The sequence below is a fragment of the Pseudoalteromonas peptidolytica genome (genome assembly GCF_012641745.1).
GTDB lineage: Bacteria > Pseudomonadota > Gammaproteobacteria > Enterobacterales > Alteromonadaceae > Pseudoalteromonas > Pseudoalteromonas peptidolytica.
This window is the reverse complement of record NZ_WEHZ01000043.1, coordinates 14,740-36,436: the sequence shown is the minus strand read 5'-3', so window position 1 is coordinate 36,436 and position 21,697 is coordinate 14,740. Positions and strand designations below refer to the sequence as shown.

The 21,697-nt window shown below is 44.6% G+C and carries 16 protein-coding genes; 11 read left to right on the top strand and 5 right to left on the bottom strand.

All coding sequences use genetic code 11. From position 1 onward, the window contains the following. Nucleotides 1-974 precede the first annotated feature (974 nt). Nucleotides 975-3,869 carry a TonB-dependent receptor gene (locus F9Y84_RS20060; protein WP_128729804.1) on the top strand — a complete coding sequence of 965 codons (2,895 nt, stop codon included), beginning with the start codon at nucleotides 975-977 and terminating at the stop codon, nucleotides 3,867-3,869. 111 nt (nucleotides 3,870-3,980) lie between these two features. On the opposite strand, the gene F9Y84_RS20055 is transcribed toward F9Y84_RS20060, so the two are convergent. Continuing rightward, on the bottom strand, nucleotides 3,981-4,793 hold the full coding sequence (locus F9Y84_RS20055) for an AraC family transcriptional regulator (protein ID WP_147389778.1): 813 nt from the start codon (nucleotides 4,791-4,793) through the stop codon (nucleotides 3,981-3,983). A 79-nt stretch (nucleotides 4,794-4,872) separates the two neighbouring features. Between F9Y84_RS20055 and F9Y84_RS20050 the strand changes: the two genes are divergently transcribed. Continuing rightward, nucleotides 4,873-6,045: an MFS transporter gene (locus F9Y84_RS20050; protein ID WP_128729802.1), complete on the top strand. Its 1,173-nt coding sequence runs from the start codon at nucleotides 4,873-4,875 to the stop codon at nucleotides 6,043-6,045. A 34-nt stretch (nucleotides 6,046-6,079) separates the two neighbouring features. Here F9Y84_RS20050 and F9Y84_RS20045 read toward each other — a convergent pair whose 3' ends face one another. Next, nucleotides 6,080-6,811: an XRE family transcriptional regulator gene (locus F9Y84_RS20045; RefSeq protein WP_225740793.1), complete on the bottom strand. Its 732-nt coding sequence runs from the start codon at nucleotides 6,809-6,811 to the stop codon at nucleotides 6,080-6,082. 203 nt (nucleotides 6,812-7,014) lie between these two features. On the opposite strand from F9Y84_RS20045, the gene F9Y84_RS20040 reads away from it, so the two are divergent. Beyond that, nucleotides 7,015-8,427: a glycosyl hydrolase family 18 protein gene (locus F9Y84_RS20040; protein WP_147389776.1), complete on the top strand. Its 1,413-nt coding sequence runs from the start codon at nucleotides 7,015-7,017 to the stop codon at nucleotides 8,425-8,427. A gap of 54 nt (nucleotides 8,428-8,481) precedes the next feature. On the opposite strand, the gene F9Y84_RS20035 is transcribed toward F9Y84_RS20040, so the two are convergent. Then, entirely contained in the window at nucleotides 8,482-10,524 is a 2,043-nt protein-coding gene (locus F9Y84_RS20035; RefSeq protein ID WP_147389774.1) for a glycoside hydrolase family 97 protein, read from the bottom strand. A gap of 191 nt (nucleotides 10,525-10,715) precedes the next feature. On the opposite strand from F9Y84_RS20035, the gene F9Y84_RS20030 reads away from it, so the two are divergent. Together F9Y84_RS20030 and F9Y84_RS20025 are read left to right on the top strand one after the other, a co-directional pair. Continuing rightward, nucleotides 10,716-11,363, top strand: a complete 648-nt coding sequence (locus F9Y84_RS20030) for a methylamine utilization protein (protein ID WP_147389772.1) — start codon at nucleotides 10,716-10,718, stop codon at nucleotides 11,361-11,363. Then, a complete protein-coding gene (locus F9Y84_RS20025) occupies nucleotides 11,344-12,585 on the top strand; it encodes a hypothetical protein (protein WP_147389770.1) in 1,242 nt (413 codons plus the stop codon). Before F9Y84_RS20030 ends, F9Y84_RS20025 begins: the two co-directional genes overlap by 20 nt. 35 nt (nucleotides 12,586-12,620) lie before the next feature. On the opposite strand, the gene sthA is transcribed toward F9Y84_RS20025, so the two are convergent. Then, a complete protein-coding gene (gene sthA, locus F9Y84_RS20020; protein WP_125251316.1) occupies nucleotides 12,621-14,057 on the bottom strand; it encodes a Si-specific NAD(P)(+) transhydrogenase in 1,437 nt (478 codons plus the stop codon). Nucleotides 14,058-14,092: 35 nt separating this feature from the next. Then, nucleotides 14,093-15,220: an acyl-CoA desaturase gene (locus F9Y84_RS20015; protein ID WP_128729797.1), complete on the bottom strand. Its 1,128-nt coding sequence runs from the start codon at nucleotides 15,218-15,220 to the stop codon at nucleotides 14,093-14,095. A gap of 124 nt (nucleotides 15,221-15,344) precedes the next feature. On the opposite strand from F9Y84_RS20015, the gene fabR reads away from it, so the two are divergent. From fabR to F9Y84_RS19985, 6 genes are all read left to right on the top strand, one after another. Then, nucleotides 15,345-15,968 (top strand): HTH-type transcriptional repressor FabR, encoded by a 624-nt coding sequence (fabR, locus tag F9Y84_RS20010; RefSeq protein WP_125251318.1) that lies wholly within the window; start codon nucleotides 15,345-15,347, stop codon nucleotides 15,966-15,968. Nucleotides 15,969-16,345: 377 nt separating this feature from the next. Further along, nucleotides 16,346-17,893: a 2-isopropylmalate synthase gene (gene leuA, locus F9Y84_RS20005; RefSeq protein WP_147389767.1), complete on the top strand. Its 1,548-nt coding sequence runs from the start codon at nucleotides 16,346-16,348 to the stop codon at nucleotides 17,891-17,893. Then, nucleotides 17,890-18,966 carry a 3-isopropylmalate dehydrogenase gene (gene leuB, locus F9Y84_RS20000; protein WP_147389765.1) on the top strand — a complete coding sequence of 359 codons (1,077 nt, stop codon included), beginning with the start codon at nucleotides 17,890-17,892 and terminating at the stop codon, nucleotides 18,964-18,966. Before leuA ends, leuB begins: the two co-directional genes overlap by 4 nt. 15 nt (nucleotides 18,967-18,981) lie before the next feature. Next, entirely contained in the window at nucleotides 18,982-20,385 is a 1,404-nt protein-coding gene (gene leuC / locus F9Y84_RS19995) for a 3-isopropylmalate dehydratase large subunit (RefSeq protein ID WP_147389764.1), read from the top strand. After that, on the top strand, nucleotides 20,382-20,981 hold the full coding sequence (leuD, locus tag F9Y84_RS19990) for a 3-isopropylmalate dehydratase small subunit (RefSeq protein WP_147389762.1): 600 nt from the start codon (nucleotides 20,382-20,384) through the stop codon (nucleotides 20,979-20,981). Before leuC ends, leuD begins: the two co-directional genes overlap by 4 nt. 86 nt (nucleotides 20,982-21,067) lie before the next feature. Next, the gene (locus tag F9Y84_RS19985) at nucleotides 21,068-21,658 is read left to right on the top strand and encodes a hypothetical protein (protein WP_125251323.1); all 591 of its coding nucleotides are present in this window, start codon (nucleotides 21,068-21,070) and stop codon (nucleotides 21,656-21,658) included. Nucleotides 21,659-21,697 lie beyond the last annotated feature (39 nt).

Genomic DNA, 21,697 nt, shown 5'->3' with positions numbered 1-21,697 from the left:
GCAGCAATGCGACGGGTTTTTTGCTGTGTGGGATTTGGAAAGAAAGTCTCACAAGATAATCAACACCTCGCGAGGTAAACTCGCTCCCACCACGACACCACCATAGTGCAGCACTGGTAGGAGGCGGTTTACCCGCCGAGCTGTTGGGTTTGCCAAACAAAAAGAATAAAACATCCTACTTTGTAACATCGCGAGGTAAACTCGCTCCCACCACAATATCAACAAAGTGCAGCACTGGTAGGAGGCGGTTTACCCGCCGAAAAGAAACCCTTTGCAGCAATGCTGCGGGTTTTTTGCTATGTGGGATTTGAAAATAAAACCTCACAAGATAATCAACACCTCGCGAGATAAACTCGCTCCCACCACAACACCAACAAGGTACTGCACTGGTAGGAGGCGGTTTACCCGCCGAGCTGTTGGCTCTATTAAACAAAAAGAACAAAAATATCCTACATGCGCTCATCTCAATGAGCTGAGGGCTTCGTAGTTTTTAAGCTCGAACATTGCTGTAATACCAATTAGCCTTAATATTTGTTCAATTTGGAGGAATAAATCAGACGTTAACTGCGTTAAAGAGCTCTTATTGAGAAAATCTAAATAAGAGATTTTCTCGCTTCAAATTAGCAAATTAATTATCATAATTGATATAACCAGCTTCGTAGCGGTTCAAAGCGAGTTGATCGGGAAATGGAGTAGCTATTTGATTAATAGGCTCAAATAAGCAAGAATAATCAGACTGAAAGCTCTAAGTTGATTACAGTTCCTAACCCTTTTTTGATAAAGAATGTTATTAATAAATTTCAATTTGTTGCATTTTTCATCTCTCTTTCTGATGTTATAAATCTGTTGTTGTTTTATTAAAAATAAAAAAATTCATATTTTTTATAAAAAATCTTGATCTTTTCCTCGTAAAGAAATAGTTTATGTTGTTGCTTTATCGGGAACGAAGTATATAAAAAAGAATAAGGTCATAAATGAATATAACAAACCTAATAACAAAACGAACTCCTGTGTTTTTTGCCGTAAGTTGTGCCATTGCGTCAACCTCAATGAATGTGCTTGCAGAACAAAGCTCCGGAGTTGATGAAGTAGAAAAAATCCAAGTAACAGGTTCTCGCATTTTAAGAGAGGGTGCGATCGCCCCAGCCCCAGTGACAGTTATCAGTGGAGAGGCATTGTTAGCCAGCGGTGTAACAAGCATCGGTGAAGCATTAAATGATATGCCAGCGTTAGCAAACACCTACTCTCTTGCGAATGCTGGAAGAAGTATTGGTACCGCAGGTCTGAGTTTACTTGACCTACGAGGTATGGGTACTGCAAGAACATTGGTGTTGGTTGATGGTAAGCGCCATGTGTCAAGTAGTCCGGGTTCTGCATCTGTTGATGTTAATAATATTCCTTCAAACTGGATCGAGCGTGTTGAAATTATCACGGGTGGTGCGTCAGCTGTATACGGTGCTGATGCGGTAACAGGTGTAGTTAACTTCATTTTGAAAAAAGACATTCAAGGTTTTGACTTAAGTGTGTCTAAAGGTACTGCTGCGGAAGGGCCGTATGAAAATGAAAAGTTCAGCCTTTCTTACGGCCTAGACTTTGATGGCGGTAAGGGTAATGTCGGTATTTCAGTATCTCATGTGAGCCAAGATGGTATGAATGCTACCGACCGCGCTCAAACTAATAGGCTGATTAGCTCAATCACTAACCCAAATGATGGTGACATCGCCGGCGAAGATGGTAACTATATTCATGATGGGATAGCTGATAGGTTAACAATCACTAATGCCGGTTATTATGATGACTCTGTAAACGGTAACTTTTATCAGCAGGAAAATGGCGAGTTAGTTTGGTATACCTTTAACCCAGACGGCAGTGTTAGACCACAAAAACTAGGTACAACCTATGAAAATGACTGGGCAATTTGTTCTGGCGACTGTGACATCCTTGACCTAACCCGTTATCGAGAATTACAGCCAACGTTTGAAAATACAAACGTAAATATCAAAGCTAACTACGATATTACATCAGATTTGAATGTTTACGCCTCTGCAAAGTACACAAAATCAGAAGCAGATTCTATTGGTCAGCCGTCGTATTTTGAATATGGTGATAGCCGTGGGACGGGTGCATTTGTGATCAAAAGAGATAATGCTTATATGCATGAGTCTTTGGCACAGCTGATGGATAGAAATGGCGTCGATGAATTTAATATGCACCGTTTCATGGAAGATGCAGGCCGTCGCTATGAATTGAATGAGCGTGAGACAACAAGCTTTGTTGCAGGGCTGAGCGGAGTTGTAGCTGAGGACTGGGATTTTGAAGCGTCAGCTGTGTATGGTAAGACAGAGATCACGCAGACCAATGCAGGTAATACGATTAAAGCACGTATTAAGCAGTCAGCTGATGCTATTCGATTAGACAATGGTGATATTGTTTGTCGTGATGAGCAAGCTCGTGCTGCAGGGTGTGTGCCAACAAGTATGTTTGGCTATGGCGCAGTAAGTGATGAAGCCGCAGCTTGGTTCAATACAACAAGTGTCAGTAAGTCTGAGATTAAGCAAACAGTATTGAATGCCAATATCAGTAATAGCGGACTATTTGAATTACCAGCAGGTTATGTGGGCGTATCATTTGGTCTTGAGTATCGAAAAGAAGAAAGTGATTCCTTACCTGATGCCTTTGCTGCAACGGGTGCAACATTCTTGAATGCAATCCAAGAAGAGCATGGAGACTTCAGTGTAAGAGAAGCCTTTTCTGAAATTTCTGTCCCATTACTTGCCGATATGATGTTAGTGCAGGATTTATCATTAGATGTTGCAGTACGTTATGCTGATTATTCAACTATCGGAGATACCGTAAGCTGGAAAACGGGTTTAAACTGGACGGTAACAGATGAGTTACGAGTTCGAACCACTAAGTCTAGAGCGATGCGGGCACCAAATATTTCGGAACTATACGGGCCTCAAAGTGAGAACTTTTTTAGAAGTATCACTGATCCCTGTAAGCGTGGTGAAGTTCAAGATGCGAACCGCAGAGCGAACTGTGATGCACTTGGTATCCCAGAAGATTTTGACGCGGTAGCGACCAGCTCTTCTATACCGGGCGTACTTGGTGGCAACCCAGACCTTAAAGAAGAAGAATCTGATAGCCTTACATTTGGTGTAGTATATACACCAGAAGCAATATCGGGTCTTTCTATAACGCTTGACTACTGGGAAATTGAGATTGAAGATGCAATTAATAATATCTCAGGCCAGGACATTCTTGATAAATGTGTTGATTCGTTAAGTGGTATTGATAACCAGTTCTGTGCGTTGGTGACACGAGATGCGGACGGAGAGTTGACCGGTATTCGTTCAATTACGCAAAACGTTGCTAAACAGAACGCAGAAGGGATAGATTTTGAGATTGGCTATGACTTTGATTTATTCGAAGGTCGTATGACTTCCAGCCTAATAGGAACCTATCTTAAGAGTCGTGAAGAATTTCCTTTCCAGTCTGACTTATCAGACTCTGAAGAGTATGCTGGGACAACAGGTGAAGCAGAGTGGCAAGCTATGGTATCACTTGGCTATAAGGTCAATAACTGGCACTTTAGCTCGAAAACGCGTTACTTAGATGAAGTTAGCCTATATACCGATAAGTCTCTAAATAAAAACCCAGATCCTAGTAACATTATGAGCTATGGCAGCTACTTTATTACAGATATACGTGGTGGCTATCGTTTCGACAATGGCATTACGTTGGAACTTGGCGTTGATAACGTGTTTGATAGAGATCTACCAGGCTACACTACAGGCACAGGTGCAAGTAGTGCAAGTTATGACAATATCGGGCGGATGTATTACGGTGCCTTTACTTATCAATTTTAGATGTAAATCTTAGAGTGTTAAGAATAGCTCTAGAGTGACAACTTTGAAGGGTATGCAGTTGCATACCCTTTTGCTTTAACTCAACTAATAAAAAATTAAGAGGCTACTCGCTCACTTTTTTAGATATTGCCCTGGTGGTTTTCCAAATACCTTTTTAAACGCACTGCTAAATGCCGCGGTTGAGTCAAAACCTAAATACTGTGCTGCTTGTTGCTGAGAATATCCGCCTTTTAACAATTCGATTGCTTTGATTGCCCTTAATTTTTGGCGCCAGTCACTAAAGCCCATCATAAAACACTTGTGGAATAAACGGTTTAGTGTACGAGTGGATGCGCCCACTTGACCACTCCATTCCTCCAAACTTACTTTACATCCTGGGTTAGTATGCAGCTCGGTTACAATGGGTAAGATTCGAGCATCTTGTGCGCTTGGAATAAAAAAGTGGCAAGTTGCAGCTGATGTTAGCCTATCAATAAAGACCGTTATAAATCGCTCTGTTTTTTCATCTAGGTGGTAATCTTCCTGCCAAGTACAGATCTCCAAAATAAATTGTTTTAGTAGTTCATCGACAACAATCAACTTGGCTTTATTTCCCAGTAACTCAGTATATTTAGTATCAATATACACACTACGAAAGTCTCCACCGTAGCGACAATATGTCTCATGTGGCAGGCCTGGGGGGAGCCATAAAGCTTGGTCAGGAGTGATCACAAATGTGCCCTCTGGGGTCACAATAGTGATCACGCCATTACTGGTATATGCAAGCTGGCCCCAATCATGTTGATGTTGCTGGACATGTTCCCACTCTGCTTTTTTTACTGCCCTAGGAAGAATTGGTCGACCAAGTGCAGGTTTTAAAAAGCGCTTCGACTTTGGCTGAATACGCCAAGGAGAGGTTGTCTGTTTTGATAAAGAACTTGGCATAATTGTGTATATCAGAAATTAAAATGTGGCCATATTATAGCCATAACTTTTAATAGTTGTGCTTTATGTGGAGATAATCATGAAGAATACTTCTCAAGGATGGCAAAGTCCTTTTAATTTCTTAGTGCTCGCAACCGTTGTTATGGCCGTTACGTTCGCAGGTTGGATGGCTATGCTCAATAACTTTGCGATTGAAGCGGCAAATTTCAATGGTGCTAATATGGGAATGTTGCAATCGCTGCGTGAGATCCCTGGGTTTTTGGCGTTTACAGCGGTATTTGTTTTATTGGTGTTAAAGGAACAAACCTTCGCACTGATCAGCTTGTGTTTGTTGTCGCTTGGCGTCGCCATTACGGGGTTGTTACCTACTATATACGGTTTGTATGCGACCACAGTATTAATGTCGATAGGTTTTCACTATTTCGAGACGCTGAATCAATCGCTCAGTTTACAATGGTTTAATAAAGATGAGGCACCGGCAAAACTGGGTATCTTGCTCTCGATTAAATCCATCGCCTCTTTAATCACCTACGCGATAATATGGCTGGGTTTTAGCTACTTCTCTGCGGACTATCAGTGGATGTATCTACTAATTGGCGGTGTTGGTTTTATTATTGCGTTACTTATGTTTATTGGCTTTCCGACGTTTGAAATACACACCAGGCAACATAAGAAGCTGATTTTAAGAAAAGAGTATAGCCTTTATTATGCGTTGATTTTCTTTTCTGGTGCGAGGCGGCAAATCTTTATGGTATTTGCGGGTTTCTTAATGGTGGAAAAGTTTGGTTTTGATGTGGCGCAGATCACAGCACTGTATATGCTAAATCATTTGGTAAACATATTTATTGCACCTAAGATTGGGCAGATGATTGGTCATATAGGTGAGCGTAAAACCCTGACAATAGAATATATTGGGCTGATTGCGGTGTTTATTGGGTACGCATTAGTAGAGTCAGCAAGCTTTGCAGCAGCACTTTATGTGATTGATCATTTATTTTTTGCGATGGCGATTGCACTTAAAACTTATTTCCAAAAAATTGCTCGACCAGAAGATATCGCGGCAACGGCTGGTGTTAGCTTTACCATTAACCATATTGCTGCGGTGGTGATCCCTGCAAGTTTTGGGGTGGTATGGCTGTACGATCAATCCTTGGTATTTTACTTTGGGGCTGCACTGGCTGTATGTTCGTTAGTGCTAAGTCAGTTTGTGAATACACACAAGGGACAGGAAACGCTGGCTAAGTCAGTGTGATGTTGGTGCATCACACTGTAAAGTAGGGTGTGGCTTATATACTGCGACCACACCAAACAACACGTCCTGCAATGCCGTGACTATCGGCATTGTCAGCGGTGATCTCCCAGCTCGGGTAGTCAGGGTTGTCACTGATCACCTGGATTCGGTTCTGTCTCTGTTGCACGCGTTTTGCCATTAGGCCGTCTTGCGTTTGCACGATATAAACGGCATCTTTACTAGGCTGATGTTGTGATAAATCCACAAGTACCATATCGCCATCTAATAATGTAGGCTGCATACTATCACCACGGATAGAGACAAAGGCGAGTTTATCTGAGTACACGCCAAGATGGGAGTTTAGCCAACGACGGTTGAGTGCAAATTGCTCGGTGACTTCCTCATGACCAATTACACTACCCATACCTGCACTGGCCTCAATGTCGAGTTTTGGAATGAGTGTAAGTTCATCTTGGAGCTGGCCTTGTGGCTTATCGAGAGGCTGCTCTCCTGTCAGTAGCCAATTTAAGTCAACGGCAAAGAGATTATAAAGATGTTCAAGATAAATCATAGATGGGCGGCTCAAGCCGCGACAAATACGGTAAATATGGGAAGGAGATTTACCTGTTAGTTGGGCAAATTGACGTTTATTGCCGCCTGCAAACTGCTCCACTAAAGTTACAAATCGTCTCGAAAATGCCGTACTCATTTCAGTGTTATTCTCTTTATCAGCGCCTAAACTTGCAAGCATACTGAGCTCTGTCTTATCTGTACAGCCTACGAGCATTAATTGCACATTTTATAAACGTGCTCCACTGCAAATACACGAATGGAATAGAAAGTAAGACGCTTTATCACTGCATTAGACTAAGGTCGTAGCATTGTATCCTGTATGAAATTTAACCATGCTGATAGGCTAGAATCGCAAGTTAACATTTATTTAAACTCGGCATGGCTTGCTTTAGCCGACATACAACATGGAAAAAGGTAATGAAATATACAAATCTATTGATAGCACTTCCGCTCTTAGGTGCGATGGAAGTTGCATTAGCTGTGGACTGTAGCAACTTAACGCAATGGCAACCACAGCAGGTCTATACCGGTGGAGATGCTGTCACTTATCAGTCTTCCAAATACACAGCTAAATGGTGGACACAAAACCAAAATCCAGCACAACACTCTGAAACTTATGGAGTCTGGCAAGCAAACGGGCGCTGCGATGCGACTACGCCACTTCCCATTGTGTCGGTTACTTCTCCGAGCAGCAATGCACGCGTTGTTGTTGGTTCGCCCGTTAGTCTTGCTGCAACAGTAAGCCATCCGCAAAATACTACCATTGATAATGTTGAGTTTTATCTTGATGGTACGCTTGTGGCGTCTGATAGCACTCCACCCTATGAGGCTATGTGGCAAGCGCAGGGGCTTGGTGCTCGTGCGTTAACCGTCTATGCCACTGATACATCTGGGGCGAGAGGTGAGTCGAGTTCTGTGAGCTTTAGTGTAGTTTCTGATGATACACCTCCTGGCGATCCTAATTTTAAAATTGTCGGCTACTTCCCAAGTTGGCAAGGCTCCGTGAGCGACATTCAATTTGATAAGCTCACCCATATCAATTACTCATTTTTACTTCCTAATGCTGATGGCACACTAAGACCGCTCGAAAATTTAAGCAAAATGACAGCGCTGGTAAATTCAGCTCATGCCAATAATGTGAAGGTAGGGATTGCCATTGGTGGTTGGAATGGCGGCGATGATAGTGCGTTTGAGACATTTGCTAACTCGGAGCAAGGTCGAGCGCGTTTTGTCCAAGAGGTTATTGCGTTTGTTGAGCAGCACAACCTTGATGGGGTTGATATGGACTGGGAGTATCCAGATCCTGGTGCTTCTGCAAATAACTATGCGTTACTGATGAAAGCGCTAAGCGTTGAGTTGCGTGCCAGAGGTAAATTTTTAACAGCCGCAGTGGTGGCGCTTGGGTACACAGGTGGTGGCGTGTTGGAATCTGTATTCCAAGATATCGACTTTTTAAATTTGATGGCGTATGACGCGAACAATGGCGATCATGCTTCTATGCAATATGCCAAAGATTCTATTGCTTATTGGCAAGGTCGTGGTTTGAGCAAGGAAAAAACGGTATTAGGTGTACCATTTTATGCAAGACCTACTTGGAAGGCATACCGCACCTTACTGCAAGAAAACCCAGCCAATGCGTGTCGTGATAGTGATGGCAGCAGTTACTATAATGGTATCCCGACGATCCGTGCAAAAACGCAGTACGCTAAGCTCAATGCTGGCGGCATTATGAATTGGGAGCTCTCGCACGATAGCAACGGTCCTGCATCATTGCTAACGGCGAAGTGGGAAATTGCTAAAGGATTAACCCCTAGCTATCAGTGTCAGTAATACCAGCGGTAATTTAAAATGGTGGTCGCCCTGTAGAGGGTGACCACGCGTTGTTTATAGTGCTTTAAAGCGGATCGCAACCCCGCCACCGGCAGCCAGTTTTAACATCAGCTTGTCAGTACTGGTTACTTTTTTACGGTAAATGTTCATTTCATACGGATTGTGTTTCCATTCAGCTTTGTCGCCGTCTGCGTAAATTTGTGCTTCGAAGGTTTTACCTGGTTCGAGGAAGTCCAAAGCAATAGGAATGTCTCTTGATTCTTCATCCGTCACTGCGCCTAAGAACCAGTCGTTACCGCTGTATTGTTTATGTTTACGTTCCTTTCTGGCAAAGACAACATAATCACCCACTTCCCCCGCAAGTGCGATACTGTGTTCCCAATCAGTCGGTACATCTTTTATAAATTGAAAGGCATCTGGCTTAGCGAGGTAATTTTCTGGTAAATCGGCCGCCATTTGAATTGGGCTATAAAGTACAACATAAAGCGCTAATTGCTTAGCTAGGGTGGTTTGTGGGCGGTTAGTTTTATCACCAAGGCCATTAAAGCCCATGTCAAAAATACCCGGAGTAAAGTCCATAGGGCCTGCTAACATGCGGGTAAAAGCAAGCATTGGCACATGTTCAGGTGGGTTTGGTGGCGTGCCCCATGCGTTAAACTCTTGTCCTCTGGCGCCTTCTCGAGAAATCCAGTTTGGATAGGTGCGGCGCAGCCCTGTGTCTTTGATAGGCTCATGGGTGTTAATACTGATCTTATGTTTGGCTGCCAGTTTTATGTTGTCTAGGTACTCATTTGCCATAAATTGGCCATCATGCCACTCGAATCTGGCATTGCCCTTGGCATCAATGCGTTTGATGTTGCCGCCATCTGCAACATAGCCTGTTTTTACCTGACGTACACCGGCTTTTTCGTAGAGTGCAAAGGCCTCTTCCATTTGATTTCGATAGTTACTAACATTGCCTGAAGTCTCGTGATGGCCAATTAAGCGAGCGCCGACAGTTTCGCCATGTTTGGCTATTTCGTCTATGTTGAAATCAGGGTAGGCTTCGGTAAAACTAAAAACATCGCCGTTGAAGAACCAGTCACCATCCCAGCCAGTGTTCCAGCCTTCAACTAACACACCATCAAAGCCATTATCGGCTGCAAAGGTTAGGTATGCTTTAGTGCGCTCAGTCGTTGCACCATGCTTTTCTCCACTTCCCCAAGTGTTTTTATTTATGTGCATTTCCCACCAAATACCGATGTATTTACCCGGTTCAACCCAAGAAACATCGCCTAGTTTGTTTGGCTCATTGAGGTTTAAAATCAAGTGGGAGTTGAGCAAATCTTTAGCCTCATCTCCTATTTGAAGCGTGCGCCAAGGTGTGTTGAACTTGCCATTGGTCTTAACTGCAATCCCATCTGACCAAGGAGTTAAATCAGCTATAAATGTGCCGGGACGGCGTTGATTTAATGTCATACCCGCATAATCTATAAGGGCGGCTTCGTGTACACTGATATGCATACCATCTTGGTTCTTTAAGGTAAATGGGGTGTGCACATGAGCAGCATCGTGCAGAGGTGTGGTGTTGTATACATATTCATAGCGATTCCATCCACGCGCTGGGATCCACCATGCGGTAATCTTATCGCTGCTGGCAAAGGTAAATTCGGTGAGCTCTTTGGTAATATAAAGGGCTTGGTTTTGAGCAACCTCATAGCGAAAGCCGACACCATCATCAAACACCTTGACGCGTACAGTATATTGCGGTGATTGGTCGGTCTGTTTGGCAAATGTGACCGCCAGCTCATTATGCTGGTCTTGGATCACGCGAGCCTCACCCCAAGGCTGCTCCCAGCTACTATCGACACTGCTACGGTGATGCGTGGTGATAGTCAACCCATCACGCATAGATGCCGCCTTCGCAAAGTCAAAACCAAGTTTAGAGGGAGCAATAATGGTTTTGTTGTTAAAGCTTACTTGGTAGGTAGGTTGGCGCTTATCGTCATTTAAAGTAAAAGTAATGTTGCCATCGGGCGAGCTGACTGCTAATGATGTGGCGAAGCTTGTGCTGGTAAAAAAGCTTAAGCCAATGAGTGAAACTGATAGGGGGCGCATAGCGTTTCCTTTTCGTTGTCGACACGTCTATTCGTGTTCTTTTGCGTATAAGCTAAGCTTACTGTTGTATGCTAAAGTTCACGTAAAAGCTGCATACGTATTCATCCTGTAAATGCGATGAATGTAATATTTAATCCGCTCGGTCTACTGAAGATAAGCACAAAATAAAATAAGGATAGGACAAACCGCTTATGCAAAACCTAACTTTGCTGCGATGTCTTGCCATCGCACTAGTCGCATTACAATCAAGCGCTGTTGATGCGCTGGAAATACAAGTGTTAGACAATGATAAGCAGCCGCTAGCGAATGCAGCCGTATGGCTTGAAGGTGAAGGCGTCGCGCACTTGGCACCGGAAAATGGTTTCAAGATGGAGCAAAAGGATAAGTCATTTGTGCCGCATATTCTAATGGTACCAACAGGGGCTCAGGTCTCGTTTCCTAATTTAGATTCTATTTTGCATCATGTGTACTCTTTCTCACCAGCCAAGCCCTTTGAGCTGAAGCTCTATCGTGACGACCCAAAAAAGGTACTTTTTGATAAGGCAGGGATTGTCGAACTTGGCTGTAATATTCATGACTGGATGTTAGGGTATATCGTGGTTGTAGACAGTCCTTTATTTGCCGTAACTGATAGTAATGGTTATGTCACTCTGGATCTAGATTTGGGGCAAGCAGGCGCGTTACAGCTACATGTGTGGCACGAACGGTTTGAAAACCTAGAGCAAGTTGAGCAGCACCAGCTCTCTGGCTTGAGTAACACCAGTTCAATAACGTATCAATTAAAACAAACGTTGATTGCTCCACTGCAGGACTTTTCTGATGGCTTCGATGATTACTAAATTAAGCCCTATGCTAGCATTATTTGCCATTGGGCAGACTAATGCAGTCGAAGTGTCTGGACATGGCCAGTTACAGGCTACCTGGCAGCACGATGACAACCGTAAAGCTTGGTATCAACCAGGTTGGGGGGTAACTCGCTTTGGTCAAGCCGAGTCAGATTTGGCGTTGAGTCGCGGGGTAGTGGATTGGCGTGTTGATTTTGACAGTGCTTGGTCTTTACATGGCGTAATGCAATACGTACCAGATCCAGATGATAAGCTCGGATTTACCGAGTTATATTTACAGTATCGCACCCTTCCCAAAAATGGTCGCCGGTTGATAGTGCGTACCGGTGGTTTCTATCCCAGTTTTTCCATTGAAAACCCAGATATTGGTTGGTCATCTCCTTACCATTACCAGTATTCAGCAATTAATGCTTGGATTGGGGAAGAGGTGCGTGTATTTGGTTCAGAAGTAGCCGTGGAGCAGCCATCAACTCGTCGCAGCAGAGGTAAGGGGTATAAAGGGGTTGCTGGGATCTTTAAGGGCAATGATCCCGCAGGTACTTTGTTAGCATGGCGAGGGTTTACAGTTCATGATAGGCAGTCGGTATTTAATGAAAGTATACCCTTTGCCGCCGTTGAGTCGTTAAATACGCCGCAGTTACAGCATCAAGCGCAATATGTTGAGCCTTTCACAGAAATAGATGGTCGTTTTGGATACTACTTTGGGTATCATCATGACTTCTCGACTCGTAGCGCGGTCAATGTGTATTGGTACGATAATAATGGTGATCCGAGCAAAATTAATTATCGCACAGGCCAATATGCGTGGGATACCAAGTTTATAAGCGCTGCTTGGCGCTATAAGTTATCAACACAAACACAGCTGCTGTTCCAAGGAATGGCTGGCAATACTGCGATGGGGACTAATCGCGGTGTCGATAATGACTTCAATAGTTGGTTTCTGTTACTGACTCATAAGCGTAACGCGTGGCGCTTTAGTGTGCGAGCAGAGCAATTTAAGGTTATCGATAAAGATGACTGGCAGTTCGATCCAAACCAAAGTCATGGCCATGGTTTCACTATAACTGCAAAATATCAGTTGCATTCAAATTGGATAGTAGGAGCTGAATGGCTAGGGCTCACTACTACCGTTGCGAATCGAGAAGCCTTTAATGGTAAACCCAAACAAACAGATAGTGTCTGGCGGCTTAGCGCTGAGTATCGTTTTAGCTTATAAAAAGCGTGATGTGCTACACGTCACGCTTGTTTTAACTAATCTAGCAGGCGGTTGATCCCATTTAGCGCCGCAACACGATAGGCTTCCGCCATGGTTGGGTAGTTAAATGTGGTGTTGATAAAATACTCTATGTTATTGCCTGCACCCTTTTGTTCCATAATCGCTTGGCCGATATGAATAATTTCAGAAGCGCGCTCACCAAAGCAGTGGATGCCGAGTATTTCTTTGCTCTCAGCATGGAATAAAATTTTTAAACTACCCACTTCAGTGCCTGTTATCTGGGCGCGCGCCAAGTGTTTAAATTGTGCACGACCTACTTCATAAGGAATGCGAGCAGCAGTTAGCTCTTGCTCTGTTTTACCTACTGAGCTCATTTCTGGAATAGTATATATGCCCGTTGGAATATCAGTGATCAAACGGTCATCGCACGCTCCATGCACAATCGCATTGGCAGCAATACGCCCTTGGTCAAATGCGGCACTGGCTAGGCTTGGATAACCAATTACATCACCCACTGCAAAAATATTATCGACTTCTGTTTGGTAATGCTCATTGACTTTGAGTTGTCCACGGCTATCTGCCTTCAATCCAACGCTTTCTAGGTTTAGCGTCTCAGTGTTTCCTGAGCGACCATTGGCCCATAAGATACAATCTGCCCGAACCTTTTTTCCGGATTGCAGGTGAACAATCACGCCTTTCTCATGGGTTTCTACTTTGGCAAATTCTTCGTTGTGTCGAATAACAATACCGTTATTCCAGAAGTGATAGCTTAGCGCATCTGAAATCTCTGCATCCATAAAGGCCAAAAGGCGGTCGCGGGTATTTATCAGATCTACCTTTGCCCCAAGCCCTTTAAAAATAGAGGCATATTCACAACCGATAACGCCAGCGCCATAGATCAATACGCGCTGCGGGTTGTGCTCTAAACTTAAAATAGTATCGCTGTCATACACTCTAGGGTGAGTGAAGTCTACGCCTGGTGGGCGATATGGCCGCGAACCTGTCGCGATGACAATGGTATGAGCGGTTAATAGTTCCTGTGAGCCATCTTGGTGCAGAACTTGAACCGTGTGGGCATCGATAAAGCTGGCGTCACCTTGGAATAAATGAATACGATTACGGCCATAAAAGCTTGAGCGCAGCGTGGATTGTTTGGAAATGACATCACTCGCATGGTGCAATATGTCTTGAAACGTATGGCGCTGCGGACGCTCGGTAAAACGGTATAAGGGATTGGCTTTGTATTCAATCAGGCGGCTGACGGAGTGGCGCAGTGCCTTGGAAGGAATAGTACCCCAGTGAACACAGCCGCCACCAACAGCATGTTGACGCTCGATGACAGCGACTTTTTTGCCACTTTTTGAGAGGTTCATGGCGGCGCCCTCGCCACCAGGGCCTGTGCCTATGATTATGGCGTCATATTGATAGGAATCTGGAATACTTTTTGTTTTTTCTGTGGCTTTTTTGCTCACGGCCTCACCCTTATCATTGTTGAGGCCGCTGAGTGTTATGCCGTTTTCAGAAGCCTCGAGTTCAGTGCAATCCAAGCTTGTTTTTGACTTTCCCAAGCTTGTTCTAACTCTTTATATTGTTGCATTAATGCGGAGTGTTCGCATTGTGCACGTACGGCTGCTTTCTTTGCTTCAAGTACTTGCTTTTGCACCGCACAGTAGTTTTGAAGCTTTTTCAGAAGCAAATCATACTCTTGTTGTAACAATGTAAGCTTATCTTGCGCTAAAGGCAATTTTGCGAGGCTAACTTTCGTTTTATTTAGTAGCGTTTCTGCTTTGGCTTTCTCGATACGCTCTATCGGCGTTCGTTTTAGCTTGCTGGCAAGCCCGAGCGCCGCAAAGGTACGGATCAGCCATTTAGTCGGATCGTAGTGATACCAGCGAATACCGTTACGGTAGTCACTTGCAAAAATATGGTGAAAATTGTGGTAGCCCTCACCATAAGTAAACAATGCTAAAAAGCCGTTGTCTCTTGCGGTATTTTTCTCTGTATATGGACGGCTTCCCCAGATGTGTGCTAGTGAATTGATAAAAAAGGTAAAGTGTTGACTAAGCACTAATCTCAGCACACCTGCGAGTAGCAGCATACCGATAACATTACCTAGCAATAAGCCCAGCGTGAGCGGAATACCAATATTGGTTAGTAATACCAATTTCATATAATGTTTATGCTGCCACATAACAATCCGATTGCGCTGTAAATCGCGTGCGTTGCTGTAATCACCATAGCTGTCGCCTTGATAGTCGCGTAGCATCCAACCAATATGGCTATACCAAAAGCCTCGAGTTGCGGCATAAGGGTCTTTAACGGGATCATCAACTTGGCCGTGATGAATTCGATGATCACTACTCCAGTGTAATGCGCTGTTTTGTAGCGCAAATGCACCGCCTAGCGCAAAGATAATTTGAATAACAGGGTGTGCATCGTAGGCTTTATGTGCCCACAAGCGGTGATAACCTGCTGTAATTGAAAGGCCTGCGTAGAACATGCAGGCAATAAATGCTAGCCAGTGGCTGGTGGTATAACCGTATTCGAAGCCATACCAAGGAACCAAAGTAACGGCTGCCAGAAACGATAAGCTAAAAAACAGCACATTGGTCCATAAAATGGGAGGTTTTTTCATCAGTCAGTCTCAAAATTTTATTTCAGCGTACAACTGTACGCTAAAATAGTATTTCATTCTTGCTGCGTCAAGGTTTAGACTGCGCTTTATTGTTCTTATTTTCGAAGCGAATTGGGGAAAGTCCATGACAGGTGTCCGTGCCCAACAAAAACAGAAGACTCGTCAAGCGCTTATCGAAGCGGCATTTAACCAGCTGAGTGCGGAGCATAGTTTCTCTAATTTGAGCCTGCGTGAGGTTGCAAGAGAGGCTGGTATCGCACCTACTTCTTTTTACCGCCACTTTAAAGATATGAACGAGCTTGGCTTAACTATGGTGGATGAAGCTGGCTTAACCCTGCGGCAATTAATGCGACAGGCAAGACGCCGCATTGCCAAAGGCGGTAGCGTTATTAATACGTCTGTTTATACTTTTATGGAGTTTATTGAGCAGTCGAGTAACCAGTTCCGGTTGTTACTACGTGAACGCTCTGGCACCTCACCGGCATTCCGTGCTGCGGTGGCACGAGAGATAAAGCACTTTATACTTGAGCTTGCACATTACTTAGAGACTGAGACTAGGGTGGATGCGCATCACGCTCATATGCAAGCTGAGGCTATGGTCACTTTGGTATTTAGCTCAGGTGCAGAGGCCTTAGATCAAGACTCACAACAACGTGCAGAACTTACCGAGCGCCTGAAGTGGCAACTGAGGTATATCGCAAAAGGTGCTTCAGGATATGCGAAGCACCCAGAGCCGCCCAAAAAATAGCCTTGCATAGGCTATTTTTTTGCTTGTAATTAAAATTCAAAATTACCCTGTTCATTTCATATACTATCTGTATTTCTCTCTTAAATTGAAAGATATTGTCTATGAAATGCTTTTTTTAGACTTAAATTTTTATTTTATATATTTTAAAGTCAGTTTTGATGGATAATTTATGCTTGATTGTCACTTTTGAAGCATGTTAAAACATAACTAATTCATCAACAGGAACACCTAGCTCAATGAAACTAACAGCGCGTTTGTCACTCCTTCTTAACCTCCTACTGGTAAACCACTGGGGTGGGGTGTAATTGCGCGAATTGAGCGACATTTACTGTAGACACCCCGCACTTGCGGGGTTTTTTTTGGCTGAGGATAAGGGTATGCAAGATAAAGTTTGGATTTTCGATACAACGTTAAGGGATGGTGAGCAGGCACTAAAGGCCAGCTTAACCGAAGAAGATAAAATACAACTGGCGCATACCATTAGTCGGCTCAATGTGGATGTGATGGAAGTGGGTTTTCCAGTATCCAGCCCCGCGGATTTTCGTGCCGTGCAGCGCATCGCCAAAGAAGTAAGAGGACCTGCAATTTGCGGCCTAGCCCGTGCTGTGGCAAAAGACATTGACGCCTGTGGTGAAGCCTTAAAAGGCGCAGAGCAGCGTCGTATCCATACGTTTATTGCAACCAGCCCACTGCATCTAGAGCATAAGTTAAGAATGAGCTTAGATGACGCGACTAACATGGCGATTAACGCCATTTCTCAGGCCAGAAAGTACACCGATGATGTTGAGTTTTCTTGTGAGGATGCTGGCCGTACCCCTTATCCAGATCTGTGTCGGATTGTTGAAGCTGCAATAAATGCTGGCGCCTCTACGATTAACTTGCCTGATACCGTTGGTTACGTGACGCCCGATGAGTATGCCGCGATGATCCACCATATTCGCCATAATGTACCTAACATAGACAAAGCAAGATTAAGTGTACATTGCCATAACGATTTGGGGCTTGCGGTAGCAAACTCTATCGCTGCGGTACAAGCAGGTGCAAGGCAAATTGAATGTACTATCAATGGTATTGGTGAGCGTGCGGGGAACTGTTCACTAGAAGAGGTGGCGATGATCATGAAGATGCGTCAAGACCACCTAAAAGTTCATACCGATATTCGTAGTGAAGAAATCTACCGGGCATCACGTCAGGTCGCTAAAATTTGCAATATGCCGGTACAACCGAATAAAGCAATTGTCGGTGAAAATGCGTTTGCACACAGCTCCGGTATTCATCAAGACGGCGTGCTAAAAGCACAAAATACATACGAAATCATGGCACCTGAAACGGTAGGCGTACCGAGTAACCAGCTAAATATGACGTCTCGCTCGGGTCGTCACGTGATTGAACACCGCCTCAATGAACTTGGTTATCAACAGTCAGACTACGATATGGATAGCCTATATGACAGCTTCTTAGCGTTAGCTGACCAAAAGGGTACGGTTTATGACTATGACCTAGAAGCGATGATTTACTTCAATCAGATCAAAGATAAAGATGAACGCTACCAATTGCAGTTCGTTAACGCTTCATCTAACTCGCAATCTATCGCCAGCGCCACGGTTGGAGTCACAATCAATGGGGAGCTTAAGCAAGAAGCGGCAACAGGTAACGGTCCGGTGGAAGCGGCATTTTTGGCTATTGAACGGATCACAAATATGGCGATTGAAGTTGTGGAATATAACTTAGACGCAACTAGTCAGGGCGCCAGTGCACTAGGCCAAGTGAATATCATTGCGAAATTTGATGGCAAGCAGTATCACGGCGTAGGGCTTGCTTCTGACATCGTAGAGGCATCGGTAAGAGCGATGATCCGAGTATATAACCTAATCGATAGAGCACAAAAAGTGTCAAGTCTTAAACAACAAAGGAAAGCAGGATGAGTCAAGCAAGCTATAAAGTAGCAGTACTGGCAGGTGATGGAATCGGTCCAGAGGTGATGCAAGCCGCTGAGCTAGTATTGGATAAAGTGGCGACTAAGTTCAACTTTACTTTAGATAAGTCGGCGCAAGCGATTGGTGGCGCGGCTATTGATGCGTTTGGCGAAGCCTTACCAGCAGCAACATTAGCTGCATGTGAAGCCGCTGATGCTATTTTATTTGGTTCTGTCGGTGGGCCAAAGTGGGAGCATCTGCCACCGAATGAGCAGCCAGAGCGGGCATCTTTATTACCGCTTAGAAAGCACTTCCAGCTTTTTTGTAACCTGCGCCCTGCGCAGCTATTACCCGCATTGAGCGCTGCCTCGCCACTGCGCAGTGACATTAGCCAACAAGGTTTTGATATTTTATGCGTCCGTGAGCTTACTGGCGGGATTTATTTTGGCGACAAAGGTCGCCAAGGTAAAGGCGAAGACGAATCAGCGTTTGATACGCAAACCTACTCGCGCAAAGAAATCGAACGCATCGCCCGTTTTGCGTTTGATGCTGCAAGGCTCAGAAATAATCATGTGACGTCAGTGGATAAAGCGAATGTACTTGCAACTAGTGTGTTGTGGCGTGAAGTGCTCAATGACGTGGCGAAAGAATACCCAGATGTGGCGCTTGATCACATTTATATCGACAATGCTGCGATGCAGCTAGTCAAGCAACCTAGCCAGTTTGATGTCCTATTGTGCGATAACCTGTTCGGTGACATCCTTTCTGATGAATGTGCAATGATCACGGGTTCCATGGGGTTATTACCCTCGGCCAGTTTAAACCAGTCAGGCTTTGGTTTATATGAGCCTGCGGGTGGATCAGCGCCAGATATCGCCGGTAAAGGCGTGGCTAATCCTATTGCACAAATCTTAAGTGCTGCGTTGATGCTGCGTTATTCCTTGGGGCAGGACGAAGCCGCGCGGGCAATTGAAAAGGCGGTAGCAGAGGCAGTGAAAGATGGTGTGGGCACACCTGACATCTACCCGCAAGGTGGGTTTACTACAATGGATGTCGCACAAGCGATCGTCGATAGGGTCTAATAAGGGTAAGAGCAAGTGGCAAAAACATTATACGATAAAATTTGGCAATCCCATGTAGTTGCCAATTTAAATGAACAAACGGATCTGCTGTACATCGACCGTCACCTTGTACACGAAGTTACTTCACCGCAGGCGTTCGCTGGATTGAAGGAGCAGAACCGCTCCGTGCGTTGTCCACATAAAACTTTTGCAACGATGGATCATAATGTATCAACTAAAAGTCGCTCACTTGATGCAGCCAGTGATGTGAGTAAAAACCAGCTACAAGCCTTGGCACAAAACTGTGAAGAGTTTGGTATTGTACTATATGACTTAAACTCGATTAACCAAGGCATAGTACACGTAATGGGGCCGGAGCAAGGGGTCACTTTGCCAGGCACAACCATAGTGTGTGGTGATAGTCATACTTCAACACATGGCGCATTTGGGGCGCTGGCTCATGGTATTGGTACATCAGAAGTTGAACACGTGCTGGCAACACAAACATTACAACAGAAAAAAGCCAAATCGTTAAAGATTCAAGTGAATGGCGTATTGCGCCCGACCGTGACTGCAAAAGACTTGATCCTCGCTGTGATTGGGCAATTAGGCACAGCTGGTGGCACGGGTTATGTGGCTGAATTTTGTGGCACAGGCATTGAAGCACTGTCAATGGAAGCGCGAATGACGCTCTGTAATATGAGTATTGAAATGGGGGCGAAGGCAGGGCTCATCGCACCTGATGAAAAGACATTTGAATATTTACGTGGGCGTCCATTTTCACCTCAAGGCAAAGACTTTGATGCTGCGGTGCGCTACTGGCAAACGTTGCATAGTGACCCGGATGCCGAATTTGATCGTGTCGTGGAGTTAGACGCTGATAGCGTGCAACCTCAAGTAACGTGGGGAACAAGCCCAGAGCAAGTCATTGGGATTAATGACTTAGTCCCAAACCCTGACGATGAACCTAATTTAGTTAAAGCAGATGCGATGCGCAGCGCGCTGAAATATATGGGCCTCACAGCAGGGCAAAGGCTAAGCGATGCCAAAGTTGATACTGTATTTATTGGCTCTTGCACCAATAGCCGGATTGAAGACTTACGCGCTGCGGCACAAGTGGTAGCGGGTAAACGCGTAGCAGCAGGTGTTGAAGCGCTTATTGTCCCGGGATCTGGATTAGTAAAGCAGCAAGCCGAACAAGAGGGCTTAGCCGATATTTTTAAAGCCGCGGGATTTGAGTGGCGCGAACCGGGTTGCTCTATGTGCTTGGCAATGAACGATGATCGCCTTGGTGCTGAAAAGCGCTGTGCTTCAACCTCAAACCGTAACTTTGAAGGACGCCAAGGGCGAGGCGGTCGTACGCACTTGGTGAGTCCAGCAATGGCTGCCGCAGCAGCAATTGCAGGTCACTTTACTGATATTCGAGGAGAGGCGTCATGAGCGTGTTTCACAAGGGCCTAGTTGCGCCACTAGACAAAAATAATGTTGATACGGACCAAATCATTCCCAAGCAGTTTTTAACTTCAACCAGTCGTGACGGCTTCGACAAAGCGCTATTTTATGACTGGCGCTATCTTGATGAAGGTCAGCCAGATCCCAACTTTGTGTTAAATTACCCACAGTATCAAGGGGCATCAATTTTATTAACACGCGATAACTTTGGTTGTGGCTCATCTCGTGAGCATGCTCCTTGGGCACTTAAACAATATGGCTTTACTGTGATCTTAGCCGAGAGCTTTGCAGATATTTTCTTTAACAACTGTGGCAATAATCAGATGCTTTGCATTGCGCTACCAGCCAGTACGCTAGATACGCTTTTCGACGCATGTGAGCAACAATCACAAGTGCATTTGAGTATTGACCTAGAAGCGCAGCAGATAAGCGGAACAGGTATTACGCCAATTGACTTTGAGGTGCGAGAAGACATTAAAGCACGGCTTTTGAGTGGCCTTGATTTTATTGGTGAGACCGAATTATTGAATGCCCAAATTGATGTGTTTGAGCAGCAGCTGGCCACGACAAGACCTTGGCAATAATACTTGTTACTCAATTTGGTCGAATAATTTTGCCACCAAGCCAGAAGCTGATTAAGCTCTGGCTTTATTTGTTTTAGGTGTCTCCAATGAAAAAATTAACTTTCGCGCTACTCACGACCTTGAGTTGCGCAGCTTTTGCGCGTCCAGCCCCGCTGGTTTCAATTCCTAGTCATGATGCGTTTTTCGATAGTATCAAAGCGCATTGTGGCAAAGCTTATGAAGGTAAAGTAACAGTAGATAATCAAGGTCCCAGCAGCTTTAGCGATGCGCGCCTTGTGATGCACGTACGCAAATGCAGTGATACTGAGCTTCAGGTACCGTTTCATGTAGGTAAAGATGCGTCAAGGACGTGGATCATCACCAAAACAGGCAGCGGTTTGAGCCTAAAGCACGACCACCGTCATGAAGATGGTAGCGATGATGTTTCTACTATGTATGGTGGGCATACCTTAGATGCAGGGTATAACACAGTGCAGTCGTTTCCAGCGGATGAATACTCAAAACAGTTATTCATCCAGCAAGGGATCCCTCAATCCGTAGGGAATACATGGCAAATGTATATTTACCCAGAGCAGTTCACCTATCGCTTAGTTCGTGAGGGAAGAGAGTTTCGTGTCGACTTTGATTTAACGAAGCCGGTGACTGCACCAAAAGCACCATGGGGATATAAAGACTAAGTTCAGCGCTGAGTTGTAATACTAACTATTCGAAGATTA

Excerpts from the sequence above, each read along its gene's own strand:
- fabR (WP_125251318.1), top strand. The coding sequence starts at position 15,345 with ATGACAGGTGTCCGTGCCCAACAAAAACAGAAGACTCGTCAAGCGCTT.
- leuB (WP_147389765.1), top strand. The coding sequence starts at position 17,890 with ATGAGTCAAGCAAGCTATAAAGTAGCAGTACTGGCAGGTGATGGAATC.
- F9Y84_RS20045 (WP_225740793.1), bottom strand. The coding sequence starts at position 6,811 with ATGCTCGTAGGCTGTACAGATAAGACAGAGCTCAGTATGCTTGCAAGT.
- F9Y84_RS20055 (WP_147389778.1), bottom strand. The coding sequence starts at position 4,793 with ATGCCAAGTTCTTTATCAAAACAGACAACCTCTCCTTGGCGTATTCAG.
- F9Y84_RS20060 (WP_128729804.1), top strand. The coding sequence starts at position 975 with ATGAATATAACAAACCTAATAACAAAACGAACTCCTGTGTTTTTTGCC.
- F9Y84_RS19985 (WP_125251323.1), top strand. The coding sequence starts at position 21,068 with ATGAAAAAATTAACTTTCGCGCTACTCACGACCTTGAGTTGCGCAGCT.
- F9Y84_RS20030 (WP_147389772.1), top strand. The coding sequence starts at position 10,716 with ATGCAAAACCTAACTTTGCTGCGATGTCTTGCCATCGCACTAGTCGCA.
- F9Y84_RS20035 (WP_147389774.1), bottom strand. The coding sequence starts at position 10,524 with ATGCGCCCCCTATCAGTTTCACTCATTGGCTTAAGCTTTTTTACCAGC.
- leuD (WP_147389762.1), top strand. The coding sequence starts at position 20,382 with ATGAGCGTGTTTCACAAGGGCCTAGTTGCGCCACTAGACAAAAATAAT.
- F9Y84_RS20040 (WP_147389776.1), top strand. The coding sequence starts at position 7,015 with ATGAAATATACAAATCTATTGATAGCACTTCCGCTCTTAGGTGCGATG.
- F9Y84_RS20050 (WP_128729802.1), top strand. The coding sequence starts at position 4,873 with ATGAAGAATACTTCTCAAGGATGGCAAAGTCCTTTTAATTTCTTAGTG.
- F9Y84_RS20015 (WP_128729797.1), bottom strand. The coding sequence starts at position 15,220 with ATGAAAAAACCTCCCATTTTATGGACCAATGTGCTGTTTTTTAGCTTA.
- F9Y84_RS20025 (WP_147389770.1), top strand. The coding sequence starts at position 11,344 with ATGGCTTCGATGATTACTAAATTAAGCCCTATGCTAGCATTATTTGCC.
- leuA (WP_147389767.1), top strand. The coding sequence starts at position 16,346 with ATGCAAGATAAAGTTTGGATTTTCGATACAACGTTAAGGGATGGTGAG.